Below are 21,789 nucleotides of genomic sequence, written 5' to 3'. Positions count from 1 at the left end.
CCATAGTCAGCGATCCACGTCAGCCATAACAAAATCAATACTGCCCAGGTGCGCAATCAAATCCGGCACAAAGCCACCGCGCATCAGCTCGGGAATCTGTTGCAAGTGCGGAAAGCTCGGCGTGCGAATGCGCGTACGGTAGCTCATGGTGCTGCCGTCACTGGTCAGGTAATAACTGTTGATGCCCTTGGTTGCCTCAATCATCTGCAGCGACTCATTGCCGGGCAATACCGGCCCCCAGGACACCTGCAAAAAGTGAGTGATCAGAGTTTCGATATGCTCGAGCATGCGTTCTCGGGGCGGAGGCGTAGTCAGCGGGTGATCCGCCTTGTAGTCCCCTGCCGGCATGTTATTAATGCATTGCTGGAGAATTCTCAGGCTCTGGCGCATCTCATCAATGCGCAGCTGGCCCCGATCGAAGGCGTCGCCGTTTTGAGCCAACGGTATCTCGAAGTCGAAGTTCTCATACCCGGAATAGGGGCGCTGCTTGCGCAGGTCGAAATCGCATCCAGTGGCGCGTAAATTTGGCCCGGTAACACCCCACGCCAGGGCGTTGGCGGTATCGAAGGCGGCAATGTGCTTGGTGCGATCGCGAACCAAAGAGTTTTCCATCATCACCCGTTCGTACTCCCTGAGCCGGGCGGGCATCCAGTCTACGAAGCGCTGCATGAGTGTGTCCCAACCCTTAGGCAAATCCTGCATCAAGCCACCGATACGGAACCATGCCGGGTGCATGCGAAAGCCGGTGATCGCCTCGATCACGTCGTAGCCCTTCTGGCGGTCAGTAAAAGTATAGAAGACCGGCGACATAGCGCCTAAATCCTGAAGATAGGTGCCCAGAAACAGCAAATGGCTGGTAATGCGAAAAAGCTCACACATCATCACCCGAACCGTTTGAATACGCCCCGTGACCTCTATGCCGGCCAGCTTCTCTACGGCCAGAACATAAGGCAGGTTATTCATCACGCCACCTACGTAATCAATTCGGTCGGTGTAAGGTATGAAGCTGTGCCATGACTGGCGCTCGGCCATCTTTTCCGCGCCGCGATGGTGATAGCCGATATCCGGCACGCAGTCGACAATCTCTTCGCCATCGAGCTGCAGCACGATACGAAAAGCACCGTGAGCGGAGGGGTGATTCGGCCCCAGATTGAGGAACATGAAGTCGGCGTCAGCGCTTTGGCGCTGCATGCCCCAGTCTTCAGGCTTGAACTGCAGCGCTTCTTGCTCCCTGTGTTGGCCTTCTACTGTTAGGGTATAAGGATCGAATTCCGTGGCTCTGGCATGATGGTCTTTGCGCAGCGGGTGGCCCTGCCAAGTCGACGGCATCAGAATGCGAAACAGGTTGGGATGCCCCTCAAAGCGAATGCCGAACATGTCCCAGGCTTCCCGCTCGTACCAGTTGGCGTTACGGTAAACAGAAATCACCGTGGGCAACGACAAATCACGTTCAGAGAGCGCCACCTTAAGCATGATGTCGCGATTCCCCGAAACGGACAGCAGGTGATAGAACACCGTGAAATCTGCCTCCGGCAGGCCATGGCGATGGCTACGCAGGCGCTCGTCAATGGCCGACAAATCAAACAGCATCTCGAAGGCTCGGGTAGCTGGCGTAACACAGTTAGCACATCAACTAACGCGCCGCGGCTTACCCAGAGTACGGGCATGCCCGTTAAGTGGCTTGCTCACACAGTATCCGATCGCCAAAGCGCTCTTGCAGCATCGCCACAAGAGGGCAACCACGTTGATCAGAATTGGTTGTAGCGCTGGTATCGGGGTTAACGCCGCGCATCAGATGCTGTCCGGTGTGCGCAACTCCGTTACCTGAATTCGTCGGTCGCGGTGCTTCTCACGCTGGGAAGGCATTTCGGCGCGGTACACGCCTTGGTCACCCACCACCCAGGACAGCGGTCGGCGCTCTTCCTGAATCGAGTCCTGCAGAAGCTGCAACCCTTGCAAAAAAGCCTCAGGGCGTGGTGGACAGCCAGGCACGTAGACATCTACAGGCAAGAACTTGTCAACGCCCTGCACCACCGAGTAGATGTCATACATGCCACCGGAATTGGCGCAAGAGCCCATGGAAATCACCCATTTGGGCTCGAGCATCTGGTCGTAGAGCTGCTGAATAACCGGCGCCATTTTCACAAAACAGGTGCCAGCAATGACCATGAAGTCTGCCTGGCGAGGCGAGGCGCGAATAACTTCGGCGCCAAAACGGGCAATATCGTGGGGAGAGGTAAAGGCCGTGGTCATTTCTACATAGCAGCAAGACAGCCCAAAGTTATAGGGCCACAGAGAGTTTTTACGCCCCCAATTAACTGTGGAGTTAAGCACCTCCTCGAGCTTGCCGGTGAACACGCTACGGTGCACCTGCTGTTGCATCGGGTCTTCGACGCGCTGACGCTCACCTAAAGGATAGCGATCGTTTTCTGCCGCTAATGCATCTTCGACCCGAGTCAGAGTATATGTCATGACGTGGCTCCAAGCTGAAAACCAATGAGGGTTGCCTGTGGCTAGTTCATTTCACTTTTGGAGCCCAGTCCAGGGCACCCACACGACGGTCATAAACTAGCCCGGCAAGCAGAATGATGATGAACACCGCCGCACCCCAAAAACCGCCCCAACCTACCTCGCGCACTGACACGGCCCAGGAAAACAGAAACATGGCTTCGATATCGAAGATCACGAAAAGCATTGCAACCAGATAGAACTGAATGGAAAAACGTTGGCGGGCGCTACCCGTGCCAATAATGCCGCTTTCAAATGGCAATCCCTTGCTGTGGCCCTTGCTGCGACCGCCGAGTAGCGCGGATACGCCTATCATGAAAGCGCACAAGGCTATGACGGCTACAACAAAAAGCCCAATGGCCCAATACTCAGCAATCAACGCTGTCGCATCCTGTTGCATAGCTATCCTGAAAATAACTTCTGCGCATGCCGCTTGATGGAACTCGCCAATATCGACAGCCGGCTCGATCGATACGTGCAGTACCCGACTAGATTAAACGTAGGAGATACTTAAAATTTTGTCAAAGCGCCTCCGCAATGGTAATCCTCCCACAAAAATAGTGGATAGCCGCAGTACTTCGAACCGCAAGTTGACTAAACGATCCCTTTAGTCCAGAACATAAGGTAAGTCCGTTGCCGCGGAGTAATCATTATGACTGAAAACCATAGCATTCAAGCCACACCAGCCCCCGATGCGCCCAGTTCAGAGCTTCATCGCGCTATCTCGGATATGCTGGCGACTGCCGACATACAAATCGGTGGCAAGCGGCCCTGGGATATCCAGCTCAATGCCCCGGGGGTGATTGAGCGTGCCGTTAGCCAAGGCAATCTTGGTTTCGGAGAAGCCTATATGGACGGAGACTGGGACGCTGACCGGTTGGATGAATTCTTCTACCGGCTGCTGAGTTGTCAGCTGGAACAACACTTCAAACCCCGCAAGCAACTGCTCTATTATCTCAGCGCCACCCTGCGCAACCTGCAGCAGGGCAAGCGGGTGTGGAAGGTTGCTCAGGTTCACTACGATCTGGGCAATGAATTCTATCAAGCTATGCTCGATTCACGCATGACCTACAGCTGTGGCTACTGGAAGAATGCCGATAACCTGGCTGCCGCCCAGGAAGCAAAACTGGATCTGGTCTGCCGTAAACTCGGCCTGCAACCGGGTATGCGAGTGCTTGATATTGGCTGTGGCTGGGGCAGCTTTATGGGTTACGCGGCGGAGCATTATGGCGTCGAATGCGTAGGCTTTACCGTCTCTCAGGCCCAGGCCGACTGGGCTCGATCGCATTACGCTGGTCTGCCCATAGAAGTGAAACTGCAGGACTACCGGGAGGTAGAAGGCAAGTTTGACCGCATCTCCAGTATCGGCATGTTTGAACATGTTGGCCGCAAGAATCATCGGGAATTCATGCGTGTAGCTGCCAACGCTCTCGCTGAAGACGGGCTGCTTCTGCTCCACAGCATTGGCAAAAACAAGTCCCGGACCGTTACAGACCCCTGGACCGCAAAATATATTTTCCCTATGGGGATTTACCCTCTATTCGCCAGATCGCCGATGCTTCTGAAGGTCTGTTTATAGCCGAAGATGTGGAAAACTTTGGCGCCGACTACGACAAGACACTGATGGCCTGGCACGCCAATTTCGAGGCGGCCTGGCCAACCTTTCGGAATAGCTTGGGCGACCGTTTCTATCGGATGTGGCGGTATTATCTGCTGTCCTGCGCCGGCGCGTTCCGTGCACGGGATCTGCAGCTGTATCAATGGGTGCTCTCCAAAAAAGGTGTACCTGGCGGCTATGTGCGGCCTTAGGTAGGTACCATGTTCAAGAAAATCCATAATGAACACGCCAACGAATGAAGTGGCATTGATAGCTATTGAATGAAAATTCACTAGCATGATTTGCCAATAGCCCTCGCACTTCAGCATTATTGCGCCCACGTCCCAAATAATTCTTCCATGAGAAGCAGTAATGAACCCGCCAAACACGCAGAGCATTACCACCGAAGCCGGCCACAACCTGACGGCGCGGCTGTTTTTAACCGACAATGCCGAGGTGCGTGGCATCTGCATACTTGCCCCTGCAACGGGCGTGGCTCAGTACTTATACGACGACTTTGCCCGCTGGCTTAATGCACAGGGTTTTCATGCTCTGACATTTGATTATGAAGGTATGGGGCTATCGGTAAATGGCCACGTGAAAGACAGCAAGAGCGACATACTAAGCTGGGCAAAATATGATTGCCCAGCTGTTCTGAGCTTCGTTAAAGAGAATTTTAACGACCTGAAGCTTATTTGGATCGGCCACAGCGTGGGCGGCCACATGATTGGTTTTATGGGGCACAACCCGGACATTGACCAAGTGATTACCGTTGGCTGCGGCACAGGAACCTGGTGGTATAACGCTGCACCAACCAGGCGTATCGCATGGTTTCTCTGGTATTTTCTTGTGCCCGCCGTTGTGCCGGCAATGGGGTATTTCCCCGGTGATCGCCTGAAACTCATGTGCAATATGCCGAAGGGTGTCATCATGCAGTGGCGGCGCTGGTGCCTGAAAAAGGAGTACGCCGTAGGCTACGAAGGAGACTGGTTGCGCGAGCGTTTTGCCAGTGTACGCACACCGATTACCGCCATTGAATTTTCTGATGACGACATGATGTCACCTACCAATGTAAGGATGCTGCACGAGTTTTATACCAGCGCCTCCCAGCAACACATTCGCGTAACCCCCGCAGAGATCAACCAAAAGCGTATCGGCCATATCGGCTGGCATCGTAAGCGTTACGAAATGCTGTGGGATAAAATATTCGCGCCGCTGCTGCCCGCCAACGAGAATGAGAACGAGGACCAGACAAAGGTTGAATCCTGACGTTTACCAGAAAGGAACCCGTTGCCGATGCCCTACCCTATAGAAGACAAGCTCGTTATTGCGGTTGCCTCCAGCGCCCTGTTTGATCTGTCCAAGTCTGACCGTGTATTCCGGGAGCAGGGTGAAAAGACGTATAGGCAATATCAGGAAGCTCATCTGGATGAACCCTTGCGTAAGGGCGTTGCCTTTCCGTTCGTAAAACGTTTTTTGAGCGTGAACCAGAAATTTCCAGAGCAGTGCCCGGTGGAAGTGGTGTTGCTGTCACGAAATTCGGTAATCACCGGCAAGCGAGTATTTCACTCTATTCATCATCACGGCCTGGATATATCCCGGGCGGCGTTTTTGGAGGGCAAGTCACCCTACCCTTACATTCCAGCATTCAATGCCTCGTTGTTTCTGTCTGCCAATGCCAGCGACGTGTCACAGGCGATAGACTACGGCTACGCGGCTGGTACGGTGCTGCCGAGCAAGGTAGTTGATGATGAGGGTGATACGGAGTTGCGCATTGCGTTCGATTTTGACGGCGTAATTGCGGATGATGCCTCGGAGCGGGTATACAAAGCTGGCTCTTTGGAAGATTTTCAGGAGCACGAGACGTCCCGCTCTCAAATCCCTCACAGCCCTGGCCCGCTTGCCGATTTGTTCCGTAAGCTTTCACACCTGCAAAAATTGGAAGATCAGGCTCTGACGGACGATCCAGATTGTCAGCGAGTATTGCGAACCGCCATTGTCACCGCCCGCAATGCCCCGTCCCATGAGCGGGTGATTACAACGCTGGAGCATTGGGGCGTCGACGCCAATGAGGTTTTCTTCCTGGGAGGGATGAAGAAAGACCGCATCCTGAACGTGCTCAAGCCCCACATGTTCTTTGATGACCAACGCTCACACCTGGAATCCGACGCAGGGGATATTCCTATGGTTCATATACCGTTTGGAGTGGCGAATCTGGGAGTTGGCTGAGGCTAGCCCTTTGGAAGAAGGCCTTGACCCAGCTGCACAAATGGGGCCTCTTGTGTCCTATGCCCAGCGTATAGTACCTAGATTGAAAACGAGCACTGTTTGGGCCAATGAACAAGCAATCCCTTGAATCGTATCTAGAAACCAAAAACCGGGGGCTTGGAGTTAATAGCCAGACGTTTCAACTAACACCGGTTTTAATGCCACCCGTCCCAAGACGAGACCTATGAACAACCAAAAATCTACATCTCTCTTTTTGAGCGGACTCATAACCCTCCCATTCACCACAACGGCTCATGGGCAATCTGCTGCCGACATAGTGGTGACGTCTCCGGTGATGGAGCGCGCCTTATATGAAACACCGGCTGCCATATCGATTGTTCAGCAAAACGCGATTCATAAAGGCCAGCCTAAGCTAAAGCTGGATGAGACCCTGAGCCAGGTTCCAGGCATTTTTCTTCAGAATCAGGAGAACTACGCCCAAGGCGAGCGCATAGCTATTCGTGGTTTCGGCGCACGAGCCCCTTTTGGCGTTCGTGGCGTTACGGTCATAGTTGATGGCATTCCTTACACGCTGCCAGATGGCCAGGCTCAGCTAGACGCGATCGACCTGGACAGCGCCGAGCGTATCGAAGTTATCCGGGGGCCTGCTTCGGTTCTGTATGGAAACGCAGCGGGTGGCGTTATCAGCGTAACCACCGCCGACGGGCGTCGTCAGCCTGATGAAACATCGGTACGCCTCACTGGCGGAAGCGATAGCTTTGGCAAGGTCTCAGTGAAAAACAGCGAAACCAACGGCCCTTGGTCACACAGCGTAAGCGCTTCTGCACTCAACTACGAAGGCTATCGCGACAATGCCAAGGTCGAAAAATATCTCCTCAATTCCAAGCTGCGCCGAGAGCTGGGCAACGATCGCTCACTGACCGCCATCATAAATCTGCTGCAGAACCCACGCTCGGAAGACCCGGGGGCGCTTACCGCTGAACAGGTGGAAGCCGACAGATCCCAGGCTGGGCGTTTCACAGAAGAGTACGGCACAGGGCAAACCGTCGATCAACAAGTATTGGGCCTGCAATACCAGGATCTTTCCGCGGGGCCGGGCGAGTTTCAGGTCAAAACATTCTATATGCGCAGGAACTTCGAACAGCAGCTGCCCTACCCTGGTGACAGCCGCATTGATTACGACCGGGACTATTTTGGAGCAAGAGCCGATTACCGGCAGTCGCTTGAGCTCTCAGGGCTTCCATTTCGCTACGTCGCAGGCATAGAAGCTCGTGAGCAGCGGGATGACCGTATCCGCCGAGAAATGAGCTTCAGTGGCACTCTGCAAGGGCTGACCGCAGACGAACTGCAAACGGCCTTCGCGTTGGGCGCGTTTGCACAAGGCGACCTAAGCCTTAGCGATCAAATTACCTTGTCCGTTGGCGGTCGTTTCGACCGGATTCGCCTCAAAGTTGATGATGATTTTGCCGCTGATGGAAACCAAAGCGGCAGCCGTACCTTCCGGGAGTGGAGTGGTTCTGCAGGCTTGAGCTATCGTTATCTGGAATCTCACCAGGCCTACGCCAATATCAGCACTGCGTTCGAAACACCCACATTCTCGGAGTTTGCTAACCCGTCGGGCGTGGGCGGGTTTAATCCGGAAACCGAACCACAAAAATCTCTCAATCATGAATTGGGACTTCGCGGCACCCTCAACAACGGCATTGACTATGACCTCACGCTGTTCTGGGTCGATGTTCGTGATGAACTGGTTCCCTATGAGTTGGCGGGGTCCGATGACCGGACGTTCTATCGCAATGCCGGGGATACAACACGCAAGGGCTTTGAGGCAGCGGCCGGCTGGCTTTTTTCACCAAGTTGGCGCGCAGAAACTGCGCTCACCCTCGCCAACTACACATTTGAGACATACCGTTCGGGAGGCGACGTTTACGATGGCAATCGGTTACCCGGCCTGCCAGAGCAAACCTGGTCTAACCGCCTCACGTGGCAGGGCTTAGGTGGCATGTTTGCCACATTGGAGACCCGTTATATCGGCGACATGGTCGCCGATGATGCCAATGAAGTGGAGGTCGACGATTACTGGTTAGTAAACCTGCGCGGCGGAAACACCCTATACGCAGGTGGAAATCTTCTGCTGAAAGGTTTTGCGGGCGTTCGCAACCTGGGTGACAAGGATTACTTCGCCAATGTTCGCATTAACGCCAGCAATGATCGGTACTTTGAGCCGGCATCCGGGCGCACTTGGTACGCTGGGCTCGAGTTTGTTTTCTGAAAACTTGGATACAGAGACCCGACCAAGGATAAAACTCAGGCAGCTTCCACTTCAGGCTGTGTTGTCGCAGCCCCGTGTGAGCCTCGCTGCGACAACACAGCCTGTATCACACCCGAGACGATAATCAACGCACTCCCGGACAACTGCAAAGTATTCAGGCTTTGATCAAACAGAACCCACCCCAGAGCGACGACTGTAATAGGCTCCAGATAAGCCAGGGTGCCAAAGGTCGCTGCCGGAAGCGCCTTCAGCGCAACCACGGCAAGCATGATCGCCAGGAACCCCGGAACGACACCTGCCACAACCAGCCAGCCCAACTGCCCAGCGCCGATGCTATCACCTTGCTGTAGCATAAAAGGCAGTACGCACAGGGCTCCAGCGAGCATTTGATAGCCGCTACGAGTCAGCACATGAACCCGTTCGTGTATTAACCGATTAGTCAGAATAAAAGCGGCGTAACACAACATGGCAAGCAGTGCGTAAAACAGACCGATCGATTCTTCCTTTCGCCCTGAGAGGTTAAAGTTGAACTCCATTATCATCGCAAAGCCAAACAATGCCACGCTTATCAAGGCTGCGCTTAGCCCCGACAACCTCTCACCCATAAAAAAGTGTGCAACCGTGGACGCTGTTACAGGGGCCAGATACAACAGCATTACAGCGTTCGCCATGCTGGTGTAATTCAAAGCAATGACATAAAAGACCACAAAGCATGCGAGGAACGCGCCTGTCACCAAAACCTTAATGCCTGGCCAGGTAAATACTTTATCTTTCTGGCCTGTAAGCAAAAGGAAGAAACCCATTAAAACGGCGCCAATAAACAGGCGATAGAACGTAACCGTTTCGGCGCTGACATTGGCGTAAACAGCAACTGCGCCAATTGTGCCCATGAAAACGGCAGAAAGTACTGCCGCCAGTATGTGTGAGTTCATTCGCTCAGGATTCCTTTACAGACTGGAGAGATATGAGTATTTAGCAGGGAAGTTCAAACATCACGGGCTGCAGGTTATCCTCAACAGAGGGCCGAAGGTAATAAGTGTTATCCCAAGTGAGCCCTGCCAGGGGTCAGGGGTTCGACTATTGCTTGCGGTGCATAACGCCCCCGATAAACCAACGAATCCGATTTCCTGTTAGAATCTACCTTGCATACAATCCGTTCGAGCGAAGCCTTTAGGCCACAAGCCTGCCTTCGAGTTATGGCCACACACAATCGGTCAGAATTGAGCATTTAATGATCAAAAACGCTTCTTCAGAAAATGCCGGAAAACTCTCCGGGACCCTTGAAAAAACTGGGCTAGAGCCATCTCGCCGCTTCTGCGTGGCGCCAATGATGGACTGGACTACCCCACACTATCGCTACCTCGCCCGCCTGTTGAGCCGGCATACCCTGCTATATACCGAGATGGTCACTACAGGGGCGCTGATTCACGGAGATACGGAGCGATTTTTGCACCACAATCCTGCCGAGTATCCGCTGGCCCTCCAGCTGGGCGGCAGTAATGCCAGCGAGCTAGCCCATTGTGCGCGGCTGGCTGAGCAGTTTGGCTTCAGTGAAGTAAACCTGAACGTAGGCTGCCCCAGTGATCGGGTGCAGAACAACATGATAGGCGCCTGCCTGATGGGGCATCCAGATAAGGTGGCTGAAGGCGTTCGCGCGATGATTGCTGCCACAAACCTACCCGTTACGGTTAAGCACCGCATTGGTATTAATGGCCGGGAGTCTTGGGACGATCTGTGCGAGTTTGTGGACAAGGTAAGCGCGGCCGGTTGCCGGACGTTTATTGTGCATGCCCGCATCGCCGTTTTGGAGGGGTTAAGCCCCAAAGAAAATCGGGATGTTCCGCCGTTAAAGTACGATTGGGTGTACCGACTCAAACAAAAATATCCGCACCTTGAGATCATTATCAACGGCGGCATAAAAACGTTTTCGGAGTGCCATGAACACTTACAGCACACGGATGGCGTGATGCTGGGCCGCGAGGCCTATCACAACCCCTGGCTTCTCGCTGGCGCGGACCCAGAGTTCTTTGGTCAGGAAGCACCCATTGCCTCCCGCCATGATGCACTCAAGGCCATGTACCCGTTTATCCAGAGCGAGCTGGAGCGCGGAGTGTTCCTTGCTCACATCTCCAGGCACTTACTTGGGCTGTTCCACGGCATGCCCGGTGGCCGTCAGTTTCGCCGCTATATCAGTGAAAATGCACACAAATCCGGGGCTGGTTTGGAGGTCGTTCAGACGGCACTTGAGAAGGTTCGGGAACCAGAGCAGCCGGCACTAATCGGCACAGCCGCCAGCGCCTGACCACAAGGTTAACGCTCTATTGCCAAAACCTTACGATTTGCTGTCTTGTTCCTGCCCTTGCAGCCCGTTATTGTAGAAGCATAACCCACATCCGGGATGTGGATGTGCTGATAAAAATATCAATCGGGACGACCATACGAATGACCAACAAGCTCGAGCAACTGAAAGCCATGACCACGGTAGTGGCAGATACCGGCGATATCGATGCCATCGCCCAGTGGCGCCCCCAAGATGCCACCACTAACCCGTCACTGTTGCTCAAAGCAGCCGCCTCCGATGCCTATCGGCCAATGCTTGAAAGAGCCGTCGCCATGGCGCGCAAACAGGGTGGTTCGGATGCTGAGCAGCTAACCCTGGCAACCGATATGCTGGCTGTTCTGGCGGGCCAGAAAATACTCAACCTGGTACCGGGTGTGGTTTCTACCGAAGTGGATGCGCGCTTGTCATTTGATACCGAGGCTACGCTCAGGCGGGCACGTCGACTGATAGAACTCTACGACCAGCAGGGCGTGGACACCAGCCGGGTTCTGATCAAGATTGCGTCTACCTGGGAAGGTATTCGTGCCGCAGAGGTACTTGAGCAGGAAGGTATTCACTGCAACCTCACGCTTCTATTTTCATTTGTACAGGCGGCGGCTTGTGCCCAGGCGGGCGCATTCCTGATCTCGCCGTTTGTAGGGCGTATTCTGGACTGGCACCTAGCTAACAGTGGCCGCGAGTGCTTTCCTGCCGCAGAAGACCCCGGCGTGCTGTCCGTCGCCCGTATCTACAACTACTACAAGGCTCATGGTTACAGCACGGTGGTTATGGGTGCGAGTTTTCGCAATATCGGGGAAATCGAAATGCTGGCAGGTTGTGACCGGCTCACCATCAGCCCCGCCTTACTGCAGGAATTAAAGGACGATAGTGGAAGCTTGGAGCAACAGCTCTCGCCGGCCGGCGCGACGTCTTCGGACGGCTTCGGGACCCTGGATGAAAAGCTGTTTCGCTGGGAGTCCAACGAAGATGCCATGGCCACCGAAAAACTGGCTGACGGCATACGTCGTTTTACCAACGACCAGATAGAACTGGAGAGCCAGGTTCGGCAATTGGCCAGCAAAGCGGCTTGATTTTCAACGCACCACAGTGACCGTGTCAGATTATGATTGAAAGCCTTAAAAAACTGTTTAGTGCACCGGAAACGGAGCATCATAAACCCGACGCCCGCCAGCTTGCGATCGCTGCAACTGCTCTGATGGTTCAGCTTTCGCAGGTGGATAGTGATGAAGATGAGCGCGAACTGCAAGCCATAGTAGACTGCGCAGTGAACGCCCACCAGGTAACTCGTGAAGAAGCAAAAGAGATTCTTAACAGTGCGTTGGATAAGGCAGCGGATGCAACGTCCCTTTATGAGTTTACCGAGCAAATAAACGAATCCCTGGACCAAGAAGGCAAACAGGCGCTACTGGAAAGCATTTGGCTCGTTGCTCTTGCGGACAACCGCATCGATAAGTACGAAGAACACCTTATTCGCCGTATCGCCGATTTGCTGCATCTTAATCACCGGGAATTCATGCAGGCGCGGCATAGAGCAGAGAGCGCACGTTCTTAGCCTGCACATAGCAAAGGAGACAGCATGTTAGCCATTCTTCACCCCAATACTCCGCTGGACAGCGAAGCCTATCGCCAGACAATGCATTACCTGGAAAACCTTCCAGGTGTGACAGTGCGGGTACACGAGATTCAGGGTGTTAGCCAGCGGTTGACTGAGATATACCTGCTGGGCGACACCAAGCCGCTCGACATGGGGGACATCGAGGCCTTGCCTGCTGTCGAACGTGCCATCCGAATATCCGACGACTATCGTATTCTGGGGCGCCACCGAGATGATAACCGGCAAACGGGTTTCAGCTATAACGGTGTCGACTTCAACCAATCCAACCTCAATATTTTTGCTGGGCTTTGCGCTGTTGATGTGCCTGAACATGTTGAAATGATGCTGAAGGCTCTGGAAGAAAACGGCCAGGTTTGCACTCGCATGGGCGCTTACAAGCCGCGCACCAATCCCTATTCGTTTCAGGGGCATGGCAAGGGCTGCTTGCCCTGGGTGTTTGAGAAGGCCGGCAAACACGGCATTAAAGTGGTTGCCATGGAAATTACCCATGAAAGCCATATTGAAGAAATCGACAGATGCCTGGAAAAACTCGGGAGACCAACGGGCGTTATGCTTCAGGTAGGCACCCGAAATACACAGAACTTTGAACTTCTAAAGGCTATCGGGCGTCAAAGCACCTACCCGGTTCTGCTCAAGCGCGGGTTTGGCATTACGTTGAACGAATCCTTGAATGCGGCGGAATATCTGGCCAGCGAAGGTAACGCGAACGTTATTTTTTGCCTTCGCGGTATGAAAACCGAAGCAGGTCAGCCCCACCGTAACATGGTGGACTTTGCCCACGTACCGGCAGTTAAGCGGCTCACACGCATGCCTGTGTGCATCGACCCGTCTCACTCAGTAGGTACCCGTGAGAAGTCGCCAGATGGCATTCTGGATGTAATGCATGCCACCGCACAAGGCGTGATCGCGGGCGCTAACATGGTGCTGGTGGACTTCCACCCCAAGCCTGAGAAAGCCCTTGTAGACGGGCCCCAGGCGCTGCTGATGACCGAATTACCAGCCTACCTGGAAGATATACATCTGTGCCACGACACCTGGAACAAACGCCAGGCCATTTACCAACGTTTAAAAGGTGAAGCACCCGAATGATCGTCTACGGACACCGCGGCGCTAAAGGGGAAGCCCCAGAAAACACCCTGCCCGGATTCAGGCACGCCTACCGACAGGGTGTTCGGCACTTTGAGCTGGATTTGGTGCTGTCTAAAGATGGCAAGCCCGTTCTGGTACACGATCTGACCACAGACCGCACAACCGGTCATAAAGGCAGCGTGGGCCAGTATTCGGCGGCTGAGCTTAGCCAAATGGACGCTCGTCGCAATACCAGCCCATGGCCCGAAAAAACAGGCATCCCAGAGCTGGAACAGCTACTGGATCAGTTTGGTGATGTGGAGCATTTCCAGCTTGAGGTAAAAAAGGATACCCGCGCCAGGTTGAATGTTCTGGGCAACCGGTTAACGGAAATAATCCAAAGCCGAAACCTGTTCCAAACGGTAGCAATCACGTCTGCAGATACCTGGTTTCTGAAAGAAATGCGCCGAAGAAATAAGCGCATTCGCACAGGATTGGTATCAGAGCGACGATTCCCGAGACCGCTGGGGCTAGCAACCCGCCTGGGCTGCAAGTACCTGTGTATCAACTGGAAAATATGTTCGCCAGAAATTGTGGAGGCTGCTCATCGAAAGGATATGCATGTGTCGTGCTGGACCGTTAATCGTATTCAAGACATGCTTCGGCTTGAGGCTATCGGCGTAGACAGCATCATCACAGACTACCCCACTAGTACGCAGATGTTCTTCGACAACCGCGCACGCTCGACAATATCGCTGCCTGATCGCCAGGAGTGCATGACGGCGGGTAACGAGGCGCTACCCGCCAGCTGAGCGCCTTAACCAGTTAGAAGATCCGGTTAAGGCCATTCAACGCAGCTACGCGATAAGCTTCTGCCATGGTCGGGTAGTTAAAGGTTGTGTTGATAAAGTAGTTCAGCGAGTTAGCCTCACCTTTTTGGTTCATGATGGCCTGACCGATGTGGACGATCTCAGCGGCCTGGTCTCCGAAACAGTGGATGCCCAGTATCTGCCGGGTCTCGCGGTGGAACAGGATTTTCAGCATACCCACAGGCTCACCAGTAATCTGCGCCCTGGCCAGATCTTTGAAAAATGCCTGCCCAACTTCATAGGGCACTTTAGCGGCGGTTAACTCCCGCTCGGTTTGCCCTACGGAACTGATCTCCGGAATTGTGTAAATGCCTGTTGGAACATCTGATACAAACCGGAAGTAATCATCATTAACAATGTCTGAAGACGCAGAGCGCCCCTGATCATAAGCGGCACTCGCCAGGCTCGGCCACCCGATTACATCACCTGCGGCGTATATGTTTTCTACCCCGGTGCGATAATGCTCATCAATAGATAACTGGCCGCGACCGTTGGGCGTAAGACCAATATTCTCAAGCCCTAAGTTGTCGGTGTTGCCACTGCGGCCATTACACCAAAGAAATGCATCCGCACGGATTTTCTTGCCTGACTGCAACGAGAGAACAACACCATGTTCGTCTCCGTCTACCGACTCGTACTGCTCATTGTGCCGCACCAACACGCCGTTGTTACGCAGGTGATAGCTCAGCGCATCCGAGATTTCATCGTCGAGGAACGACAGCAAGCGACTGCCCGGGTTGATCAGATCAACCTTCACGCCGAGACCCGCAAATATAGATGCGTATTCTGAGCCGATCACGCCAGCACCATAAATAATCAGTGTACGCGGTGTGTGGGACAGGTTGAGTATGGTGTCGGAGTTATAGACCCGGTGATGACGGAAATCCACATCCGGTGGCAGATAAGGGCGTGAACCGGTGGCGACAACGGCCTGCTTGAAGTGCAGTGTTTCGACGGATTTGTTGCCACGGATTTCAAGCCGGTTCGCATCCAGAAAAGATGCGCGCCCCCTGAGCAGATCCACGCGGTTACGAGAGTAGAACTGGGTTCTTTGTTTTACCTGTTTACCAATCACTTTCTGAGCACTTTGCAGCACTCGGGGGAATGAGAACCAACGGGGCTCTCCAATATCCCGGAACATTTGATTGGTGTTGAAGGTAATGATCTGTTTGACCGAGTGACGCAAAGCCTTGGAAGGAATCGTACCCCAGTGGGTGCAGTTGCCTCCCACTGTGGGCTTATCTTCAACGATCGCAACACGCTTGCCATGCTTCGTCGCATTCATTGCCGCACCTTCACCTGAAGGTCCGGCACCGATAACGACGACGTCGTAATGATGTTCTGCCATGCGCGCAGTGACTCCTTATCTACGTCGTGAAAAAGTATTTATGATTATTCTGAAAATGCCAACGTTTACCGCTTACGACCAGAGGTGGTCGCATCATAGGCCAACTCCTCAGACGTTACCGTCGCAGAAGCCACACGCTGGTTTTCCTCGTCACACTTCTGGGTGTTACCGCCACAAATATCACAGGAAGAGCTGATGCCCAGTGCACCTATACCGCCGCAGGTGCCACTGATTGGCTTGCCACCAAAAATAACGCCGACAGACATACCGGCTACCAGCAAAACCACAATTGCTAATACCAAAAAAAAGGTACCCATGTTGCCCACCTCCTACTGAGTAATGTAGGACGAAAATGCCGGAGTTTGATGAGTCTCAAACCCGTTTTCCGTCCGGACAATGAAATAGGCCGCTATGTTCTCTCGCGTGGCCAACTCAGCCGCTCGCTCATAGCCCATAACGGTAAAACCGGTCGCCAATGCGTCAGCACTCATGCTGTCGTCGGTGATCACAGTTACCGACGCCAAATTATGCGTTATCGGTTTGCCAGTCTCTGGGTCTATTGTATGTGAGAAACGGCGCCCTTCCGATTCGTAATAGTTCCGATAGTCACCGGACGTTGCCATGGCTCGGGAAGGTAACGTAATGATGCGGCTTACCTTTTGCTCACCGCCTTCTGCTGGCTGCTCTATGGCTAGCCTCCACACACCGCCATTCGGCTTTTTCCCTTGAGTGCGCACTTCGCCACCTATTTCCACCAGGTAAGCTTTTACGCCCTCACTATCGAGATACCGTGCGACCACATCCACACCATAACCTTTTGCTATGGCCGAAAGATCAATGTACTGGGTCTTGGACGCTTTTACTGCAGGTGGGTTCGTCTGTAGCGACAGGTTTTTAAAACCCGTTGACGCTAAAGCACGAGCAAGATCTTCATCTGAAGGAACATGTTCCGGCCGTGCATCTGGGCCAAAGCCCCAAAGATTGACCACCGGCCCAATGGTTACATCGAAAGCACCGTCAGTCAGCCGTGAAATTTCATCCGATCTGGCCAGTACTTCAAAAAGGGATTCCGAAACCGGAGTCCAGTCCGACTGATCCTTAAGGCGGTTCAGCTTTGACAACTCGGAATCTTCTCTCCAGGTCGACATGGATGCATCAACCTCTTCAAGAGCGTCGTCTATGCCTTGTGCCAGCGCTTCAAGCCTTTGCCGATCCTCGGGCAAAACCACGCTAATGTGGTAGCTGGTTCCAAAAACAGGCCCTGAGATTTCCCAGACTTCCTCATCCGGCTGAAACGAGCAACCCGCCAGGGCCGCCAGTGCCAGCATCATAACGACACTGGCAGCAGCCACCCGGGCGGGTTGTAAGATACAGGATGTCATCTGAAAGGTTTAACCTCCGAAGTCATCCAGCATAATATTTTCGTCTTCAACACCCATATCTTTCAGCATCTTGATAACAGACGCGTTCATAATAGGGGGGCCGCACATATAGTACTCGCAGTCTTCAGGAGCGGGGTGATCCTTCAGATATTTATCGTAGAGTACGTTATGGATAAAGCCCGTAGGGCCTTCCCAGTTGTCTTCAGGCTGTGCATCAGACAAGGCAACATGCCACTCGAAGTTCTCGTTCTCATTGGCCAACATGTCGAAGTCTTCCACGTAAAACATCTCGCGGACACTTCGGGCACCGTACCAGAAGGTGATTTTGCGCTTCGAGTTCAGTCGCTTGAGCTGATCAAAGATATGAGAGCGCATAGGCGCCATGCCGGCACCGCCGCCGATGAACACCATTTCCGCTTCGGTCTTCTTGGCGAAGAACTCACCGAATGGCCCCATAACCGTGACCTTGTCACCCGGCTTCAGGCTGAACGTATAACTGGACATGATGCCCGGAAGGTGGTCCGTGCCCGGAGGCGGCGTAGCAATACGGATGTTGAACTTTAGAACGCCCTTCTCTTCCGGATAGTTCGCCATGGAGTATGCGCGGATGGTCTCTTCCTTGTTGATCGCCTTGAAGCGCCAGATATCAAGTTTGTCCCAGTCACCATGGAACTCTTCCTCAATATCAAAGTCCTTGAAGTTGATTTCGTAAGGGGCGCACTCAAGTTGAACATAACCGCCAGCGCGGAAGTCCACTTCCTCGCCTTCTGGCAATTTCAGCACCAACTCCTTAATAAAGGTGGCTACGTTGTGGTTGGAGACAACTTCACACTCCCACTTTTTAACGCCGAAGAATTCTTCGGGCACCTCAATTTGCATGTCCTGCTTAACCGGAACCTGGCACGACAAGCGCCAGCCTTCCTTCTCTTCACGATTGGTAAAGTGAGTTTTTTCCGTGGCAAGCATCGCGCCGCCGCCATCAAGCACTTTACACTTGCACTGCGCGCAGGTACCACCGCCGCCACAGGCTGACGACAGGAAAATGCCACTGCCAGCCAGAGTGCTCAGAAGCTTGCCACCGGCTTCCGTTTTCACGGTGTGTTCCGGATCGTCATTGATTTCGATAGTCACATCACCGGTGCTTACCAGTTTGGATCTCGCCGCGAGGATGATCGCCACAAGCGCCAGAACGATAACGGTGAACATGACCACGCCAAGTGTTATTTCTGTATACATGGTCTCGCCTTTTCGTTAAACCGAATCACCGGATGAATTACAGGGAAATCCCTGAGAACGACATAAAGCCAAGGGACATCAAACCAACCGTAATGAAGGTGATACCCAGGCCACGCAGCCCTTCTGGAACATCGCTGTACTTCAGTTTTTCACGGATACCGGCCAAGGCAATAATAGCCAGAGCCCAGCCCACACCAGCACCAAAGCCATAAACCACACTTTCACCGAACGTATAGTCCCGCTCCACCATGAACAGCGCAGCGCCCAGGATCGCGCAGTTCACTGTAATCAGTGGCAGGAACACCCCCAGTGCGGCGTATAGTGCCGGGATGTATTTGTCCAGAATCATTTCCATAATCTGCACAATGGCTGCGATAACGCCAATATAGGTAATCAAGCCAAGGAAACTCAGATCCACCTCAGGCAAACCCGCCCAAGCCAGCGCACCTTCACGAAGGATGTTGTTGTAGATCAGGTTGTTAACCGGCACTGTCAACGTCAGAACCACAACAACCGCTATGCCAAGACCTGTGGCCGCTTCAATCTTCTTGGAAATAGCGAGAAACGTACACATTCCCAGGAAGAACGCGAGCGCCATGTTCTCAATGAAAATCGCCTTGAGAAGCAGACTGATATAATGCTCGATCATCAGAAGGCCTCCTTATGGGTGTGACGGGACAACTTGTAGTCCGGCTCTTCTACCTGCTCAGGCATCCAGGTACGCAGACCCCAAATTGCAAGGCCAATAATGAAAAAAGCACTCGGCGGCAACAGCAGCAGGCCATTAGTGATATACCAGCCACCTTCGTTTACCGGAGACAGCAGGGTGACACCGAACAATGAGCCGGCACCCAGAAGCTCGCGGAAAAAGGCCACAAACAACAACATGACCGAGTAGCCCAGGCCATTGCCAATGCCGTCCAGGAAGCTCAGCCAGGGGCCGTTTTTCATGGCAAAGCCTTCGGCGCGCCCCATAACAATGCAGTTGGTGATGATCAGACCAACGAATACAGACAGTTGTTTACTGATCTCGTAGGCATACGCTTTGAGTATCTGATCAACCACGATGACCAGAGAAGCGATAATAGTCATCTGTACGATGATCCGGATACTTGCCGGGATCTGAGTACGAACCAGCGACACAGCCAAGTTGGAAAACGCGGTAACAGCGATAACCGACAGGCTCATAACGATGGTGACGTTCATGCTCGTGGTTACAGCAAGCGCTGAACAGATACCTAGAATCTGCAGCCCGATCGGGTTATTACTGAATATCGGTTCGAAAAGAACCTGTTTGGCAGTTATTTCGGCCATGATCAGACCTCCTCCCCTTCGCGAAGTTTCTTGAGGAACGGTGCGTAACCCCGATCACCCATCCAGTAATTAACCAGGTTCTGTACGCCACGGCTGGTCAATGTCGCACCGGAGAGCGCATCGACCTTATGCTGTTTGTCGGCGGCATTGGAGTCTACCCCACCCTTCATCAGGCGAATCTGAGGCTCGGATTTATCCTCATCGTAAAGCTCCTTGCCAACCCACTGAGACTTCCACCGCGGATTATCCACTTCACCGCCAAGGCCAGGTGTTTCTGCGTGAGCATAGAAACCCAAACCTTCGATGGTGTTCAGGTCACCTTCCAGGGACATAAAGCCATACAGAGTAGACCACAAGCCATAGCCGTGAATGGGCAGCACCACACGATTGAGATTCCCATTTTCGCTCAGAGTATAAACTTTGGCGACATTAGGACGATGCTTGATGCCAGCCTTATCTTCAGAGGTCGGAATCATGGTAGACATCATAGGGTCTGACGCTGATTTATACATGTCGTACTTCATGGGGTCTTTTACACCCACGGAAGACGGCTCCACGTAGTCACCAGTATCCAGATCTACCAGACGCACTTCAAATTGCGAAAATATTTTTTCGATTTCCTCGGCACCGGCTCCCTCGGGCAACATTCCTGATGCAGACAGAATGTTAGTTTTGATATCCAGGTTCTGGTTCTTGATCTGCGCCGGGCGGAGCACCACCGCTGCAGTGGAAACCACAATGGAGAAAACAATACTCAGTACCAGAGCAACCAGCAGCGTTCTGGAGACAGTTTCTTTACCCTTAGCCACGAGCGAGCCTCCGTTTAACGTTTGCTTGAACCACGTAGTGATCCATCAGCGGTGCAAAAAGGTTAGCGAACAGAATCGCAAGCATAATGCCCTCCGGGAATGCGGGGTTAACAACCCGAATCAAGATGGTCATTACACCTACCAGAATGCCGAAACACCAGCGGCCCGTGTTGGTCATTGCCGCGGAAACCGGATCGGTAGCCATAAACATCATACCAAAGGCAAAGCCACCCATAACAAGATGCCAATGCGCGGGCACCGAAAACATCACGTTGGTCTCGGAGCCGACAATATTGAACATGAGAGAGGTAGCAATCATACCTAGCAGCACGCCACCCACTATCCGGTAGCTGGCAATACGCATCCCCACAAGAACCAGGCCGCCAATAAGCACGGCCAGCGTGGAGGTTTCGCCCATAGAGCCCTGAATGGAGCCCATGAATGCGTTCATCCAGCCAACACCCTCGTTCAGCGCGTCAAGGCCGCCGCTTGCCGCCATGCTCAGCGCCGTTGCACCACTAAAGCCATCAACAGCAGTCCAAACAGCATCACCAGAGATTTGTGCCGGGTAAGCAAAGTACAGAAATGCACGCCCGGTCAGTGCTGGGTTCAGGAAGTTTTTGCCGGTACCGCCAAAGACTTCTTTACCAATCACCACACCAAATGTGATACCCAGAGCCACCTGCCAAAGAGGAATGGTTGGCGGGCAGATTAGCGCAAACAGGATAGACGTTACGAAGAAGCCTTCGTTCACCTCGTGACGACGCACGGTCGCGAACATAACCTCCCAGAAACCGCCCACTACGAAGGTAACGGCGTAAACAGGAATGAAGTAAGCCATCCCGTATACGAAGTTGTCCCAGATGCCAGCGCCGGCACCTGTGACCGCAAGAGCCTGAATAAACGCTGTGCGCAAACCACCATCTGCAATCAATGCATCCGGGTTGGTGGCAAGGAAACTATTAGCTTGAAAGCCAATGTTCCACATACCAAAGAACATCGCCGGAAAGACACACAACCAGACCGAAATCATGATGCGTTTGAGATCAACGCCATCACGCACGTGCGAGGTTGTAGAGGTTACCGAACTTGGTGTGTAGAACATGGTATCGGCGGCTTCGTACAGCGCATACCAGCGCTCGTACTTACCACCTTGTTCGAAGTGGTGCTCGATTCCATCGAGAAACTGTCTGATAGCCAT

At 53.2% G+C, this 21,789-nt stretch carries 19 protein-coding genes and 2 pseudogenes; 9 read left to right on the top strand and 12 right to left on the bottom strand.

All coding sequences use genetic code 11. The features are described 5' to 3' along the window. Nucleotides 1-6: 6 nt before the first annotated feature. The 3 genes and pseudogenes from nuoC to ndhC form a co-directional block, all read right to left on the bottom strand. A pseudogene (nuoC, locus tag BCA33_RS17190) lies at nt 7-1,723 on the bottom strand (NADH-quinone oxidoreductase subunit C/D). Between the two features lie 68 nt (nt 1,724-1,791). Continuing rightward, nucleotides 1,792-2,472 (bottom strand): NADH-quinone oxidoreductase subunit B family protein, encoded by a 681-nt coding sequence (locus BCA33_RS17185; protein WP_071267789.1) that lies wholly within the window; start codon nt 2,470-2,472, stop codon nt 1,792-1,794. 46 nt (nt 2,473-2,518) lie between these two features. Next, complete coding sequence (ndhC, locus tag BCA33_RS17180) at nt 2,519-2,908, bottom strand: NADH-quinone oxidoreductase subunit A (RefSeq protein WP_071267787.1); 390 nt, start codon at nt 2,906-2,908, stop codon at nt 2,519-2,521. 330 nt (nt 2,909-3,238) lie between these two features. Between ndhC and cfa the strand changes: the two are divergent. The 4 genes and pseudogenes from cfa (at nt 3,239) to BCA33_RS17160 (ending at nt 8,606) form a co-directional block, all read left to right on the top strand. After that, nucleotides 3,239-4,317: pseudogene (cfa, locus tag BCA33_RS17175) on the top strand (cyclopropane fatty acyl phospholipid synthase). 160 nt (nt 4,318-4,477) lie between these two features. Beyond that, the gene (locus tag BCA33_RS17170) at nt 4,478-5,374 is read left to right on the top strand and encodes an alpha/beta hydrolase (protein ID WP_071267785.1); all 897 of its coding nucleotides are present in this window, start codon (nt 4,478-4,480) and stop codon (nt 5,372-5,374) included. 27 nt (nt 5,375-5,401) lie between these two features. After that, nucleotides 5,402-6,334, top strand: a complete 933-nt coding sequence (locus BCA33_RS17165; RefSeq protein WP_071267783.1) for a 5'-nucleotidase — start codon at nt 5,402-5,404, stop codon at nt 6,332-6,334. 223 nt (nt 6,335-6,557) lie between these two features. Beyond that, on the top strand, nt 6,558-8,606 hold the full coding sequence (locus BCA33_RS17160) for a TonB-dependent receptor (protein ID WP_071267781.1): 2,049 nt from the start codon (nt 6,558-6,560) through the stop codon (nt 8,604-8,606). 35 nt (nt 8,607-8,641) lie between these two features. Here BCA33_RS17160 and BCA33_RS17155 read toward each other — a convergent pair whose 3' ends face one another. Continuing rightward, a complete protein-coding gene (locus tag BCA33_RS17155) occupies nt 8,642-9,538 on the bottom strand; it encodes a DMT family transporter (protein ID WP_071267779.1) in 897 nt (298 codons plus the stop codon). A 299-nt stretch (nt 9,539-9,837) separates the two neighbouring features. Between BCA33_RS17155 and dusA the strand changes: the two genes are divergently transcribed. From dusA to BCA33_RS17130, 5 genes are all read left to right on the top strand, one after another. Then, nucleotides 9,838-10,908, top strand: coding sequence for a tRNA dihydrouridine(20/20a) synthase DusA (gene dusA, locus BCA33_RS17150; protein ID WP_083394805.1), 1,071 nt, complete (start codon nt 9,838-9,840; stop codon nt 10,906-10,908). Nucleotides 10,909-11,048: 140 nt separating this feature from the next. Then, complete coding sequence (gene tal / locus BCA33_RS17145; RefSeq protein WP_071267777.1) at nt 11,049-12,017, top strand: transaldolase; 969 nt, start codon at nt 11,049-11,051, stop codon at nt 12,015-12,017. Between the two features lie 32 nt (nt 12,018-12,049). After that, nucleotides 12,050-12,499: a TerB family tellurite resistance protein gene (locus BCA33_RS17140; RefSeq protein ID WP_071267775.1), complete on the top strand. Its 450-nt coding sequence runs from the start codon at nt 12,050-12,052 to the stop codon at nt 12,497-12,499. 24 nt (nt 12,500-12,523) lie between these two features. Further along, complete coding sequence (locus tag BCA33_RS17135; RefSeq protein WP_071267773.1) at nt 12,524-13,651, top strand: 3-deoxy-7-phosphoheptulonate synthase; 1,128 nt, start codon at nt 12,524-12,526, stop codon at nt 13,649-13,651. Then, on the top strand, nt 13,648-14,442 hold the full coding sequence (locus tag BCA33_RS17130) for a glycerophosphodiester phosphodiesterase (protein WP_071267771.1): 795 nt from the start codon (nt 13,648-13,650) through the stop codon (nt 14,440-14,442). Before BCA33_RS17135 ends, BCA33_RS17130 begins: the two co-directional genes overlap by 4 nt. A 13-nt stretch (nt 14,443-14,455) precedes the next feature. Here BCA33_RS17130 and sthA read toward each other — a convergent pair whose 3' ends face one another. The 8 genes from sthA to BCA33_RS17090 form a co-directional block, all read right to left on the bottom strand. Next, nucleotides 14,456-15,847, bottom strand: a complete 1,392-nt coding sequence (sthA, locus tag BCA33_RS17125) for a Si-specific NAD(P)(+) transhydrogenase (RefSeq protein WP_071267769.1) — start codon at nt 15,845-15,847, stop codon at nt 14,456-14,458. A 65-nt stretch (nt 15,848-15,912) separates the two neighbouring features. Further along, entirely contained in the window at nt 15,913-16,164 is a 252-nt protein-coding gene (gene nqrM, locus BCA33_RS17120; RefSeq protein WP_071267767.1) for a (Na+)-NQR maturation NqrM, read from the bottom strand. A gap of 12 nt (nt 16,165-16,176) precedes the next feature. Further along, a complete protein-coding gene (locus BCA33_RS17115) occupies nt 16,177-17,229 on the bottom strand; it encodes an FAD:protein FMN transferase (RefSeq protein WP_071267765.1) in 1,053 nt (350 codons plus the stop codon). 9 nt (nt 17,230-17,238) lie between these two features. Continuing rightward, on the bottom strand, nt 17,239-18,465 hold the full coding sequence (gene nqrF / locus BCA33_RS17110; protein WP_071267763.1) for an NADH:ubiquinone reductase (Na(+)-transporting) subunit F: 1,227 nt from the start codon (nt 18,463-18,465) through the stop codon (nt 17,239-17,241). Between the two features lie 37 nt (nt 18,466-18,502). Then, nucleotides 18,503-19,111, bottom strand: a complete 609-nt coding sequence (gene nqrE / locus BCA33_RS17105; RefSeq protein ID WP_071267883.1) for an NADH:ubiquinone reductase (Na(+)-transporting) subunit E — start codon at nt 19,109-19,111, stop codon at nt 18,503-18,505. A gap of 2 nt (nt 19,112-19,113) precedes the next feature. Beyond that, nucleotides 19,114-19,779: an NADH:ubiquinone reductase (Na(+)-transporting) subunit D gene (locus BCA33_RS17100; RefSeq protein ID WP_071267761.1), complete on the bottom strand. Its 666-nt coding sequence runs from the start codon at nt 19,777-19,779 to the stop codon at nt 19,114-19,116. A gap of 2 nt (nt 19,780-19,781) precedes the next feature. Next, nucleotides 19,782-20,588 (bottom strand): Na(+)-translocating NADH-quinone reductase subunit C, encoded by an 807-nt coding sequence (locus tag BCA33_RS17095; RefSeq protein WP_071267759.1) that lies wholly within the window; start codon nt 20,586-20,588, stop codon nt 19,782-19,784. Beyond that, nucleotides 20,581-21,789 carry an NADH:ubiquinone reductase (Na(+)-transporting) subunit B gene (locus tag BCA33_RS17090; RefSeq protein WP_071267757.1) on the bottom strand — a complete coding sequence of 403 codons (1,209 nt, stop codon included), beginning with the start codon at nt 21,787-21,789 and terminating at the stop codon, nt 20,581-20,583. The genes BCA33_RS17095 and BCA33_RS17090 overlap by 8 nt, the downstream gene beginning before the upstream one ends.

It is taken from the genome of Marinobacter sp. AC-23, from assembly GCF_001858325.1.
Taxonomy (GTDB): Bacteria; Pseudomonadota; Gammaproteobacteria; order Pseudomonadales; family Oleiphilaceae; genus Marinobacter.
The sequence above is the reverse complement of the archived record's forward strand: the minus strand, read 5'-3'. Positions and strand labels throughout refer to the sequence as shown.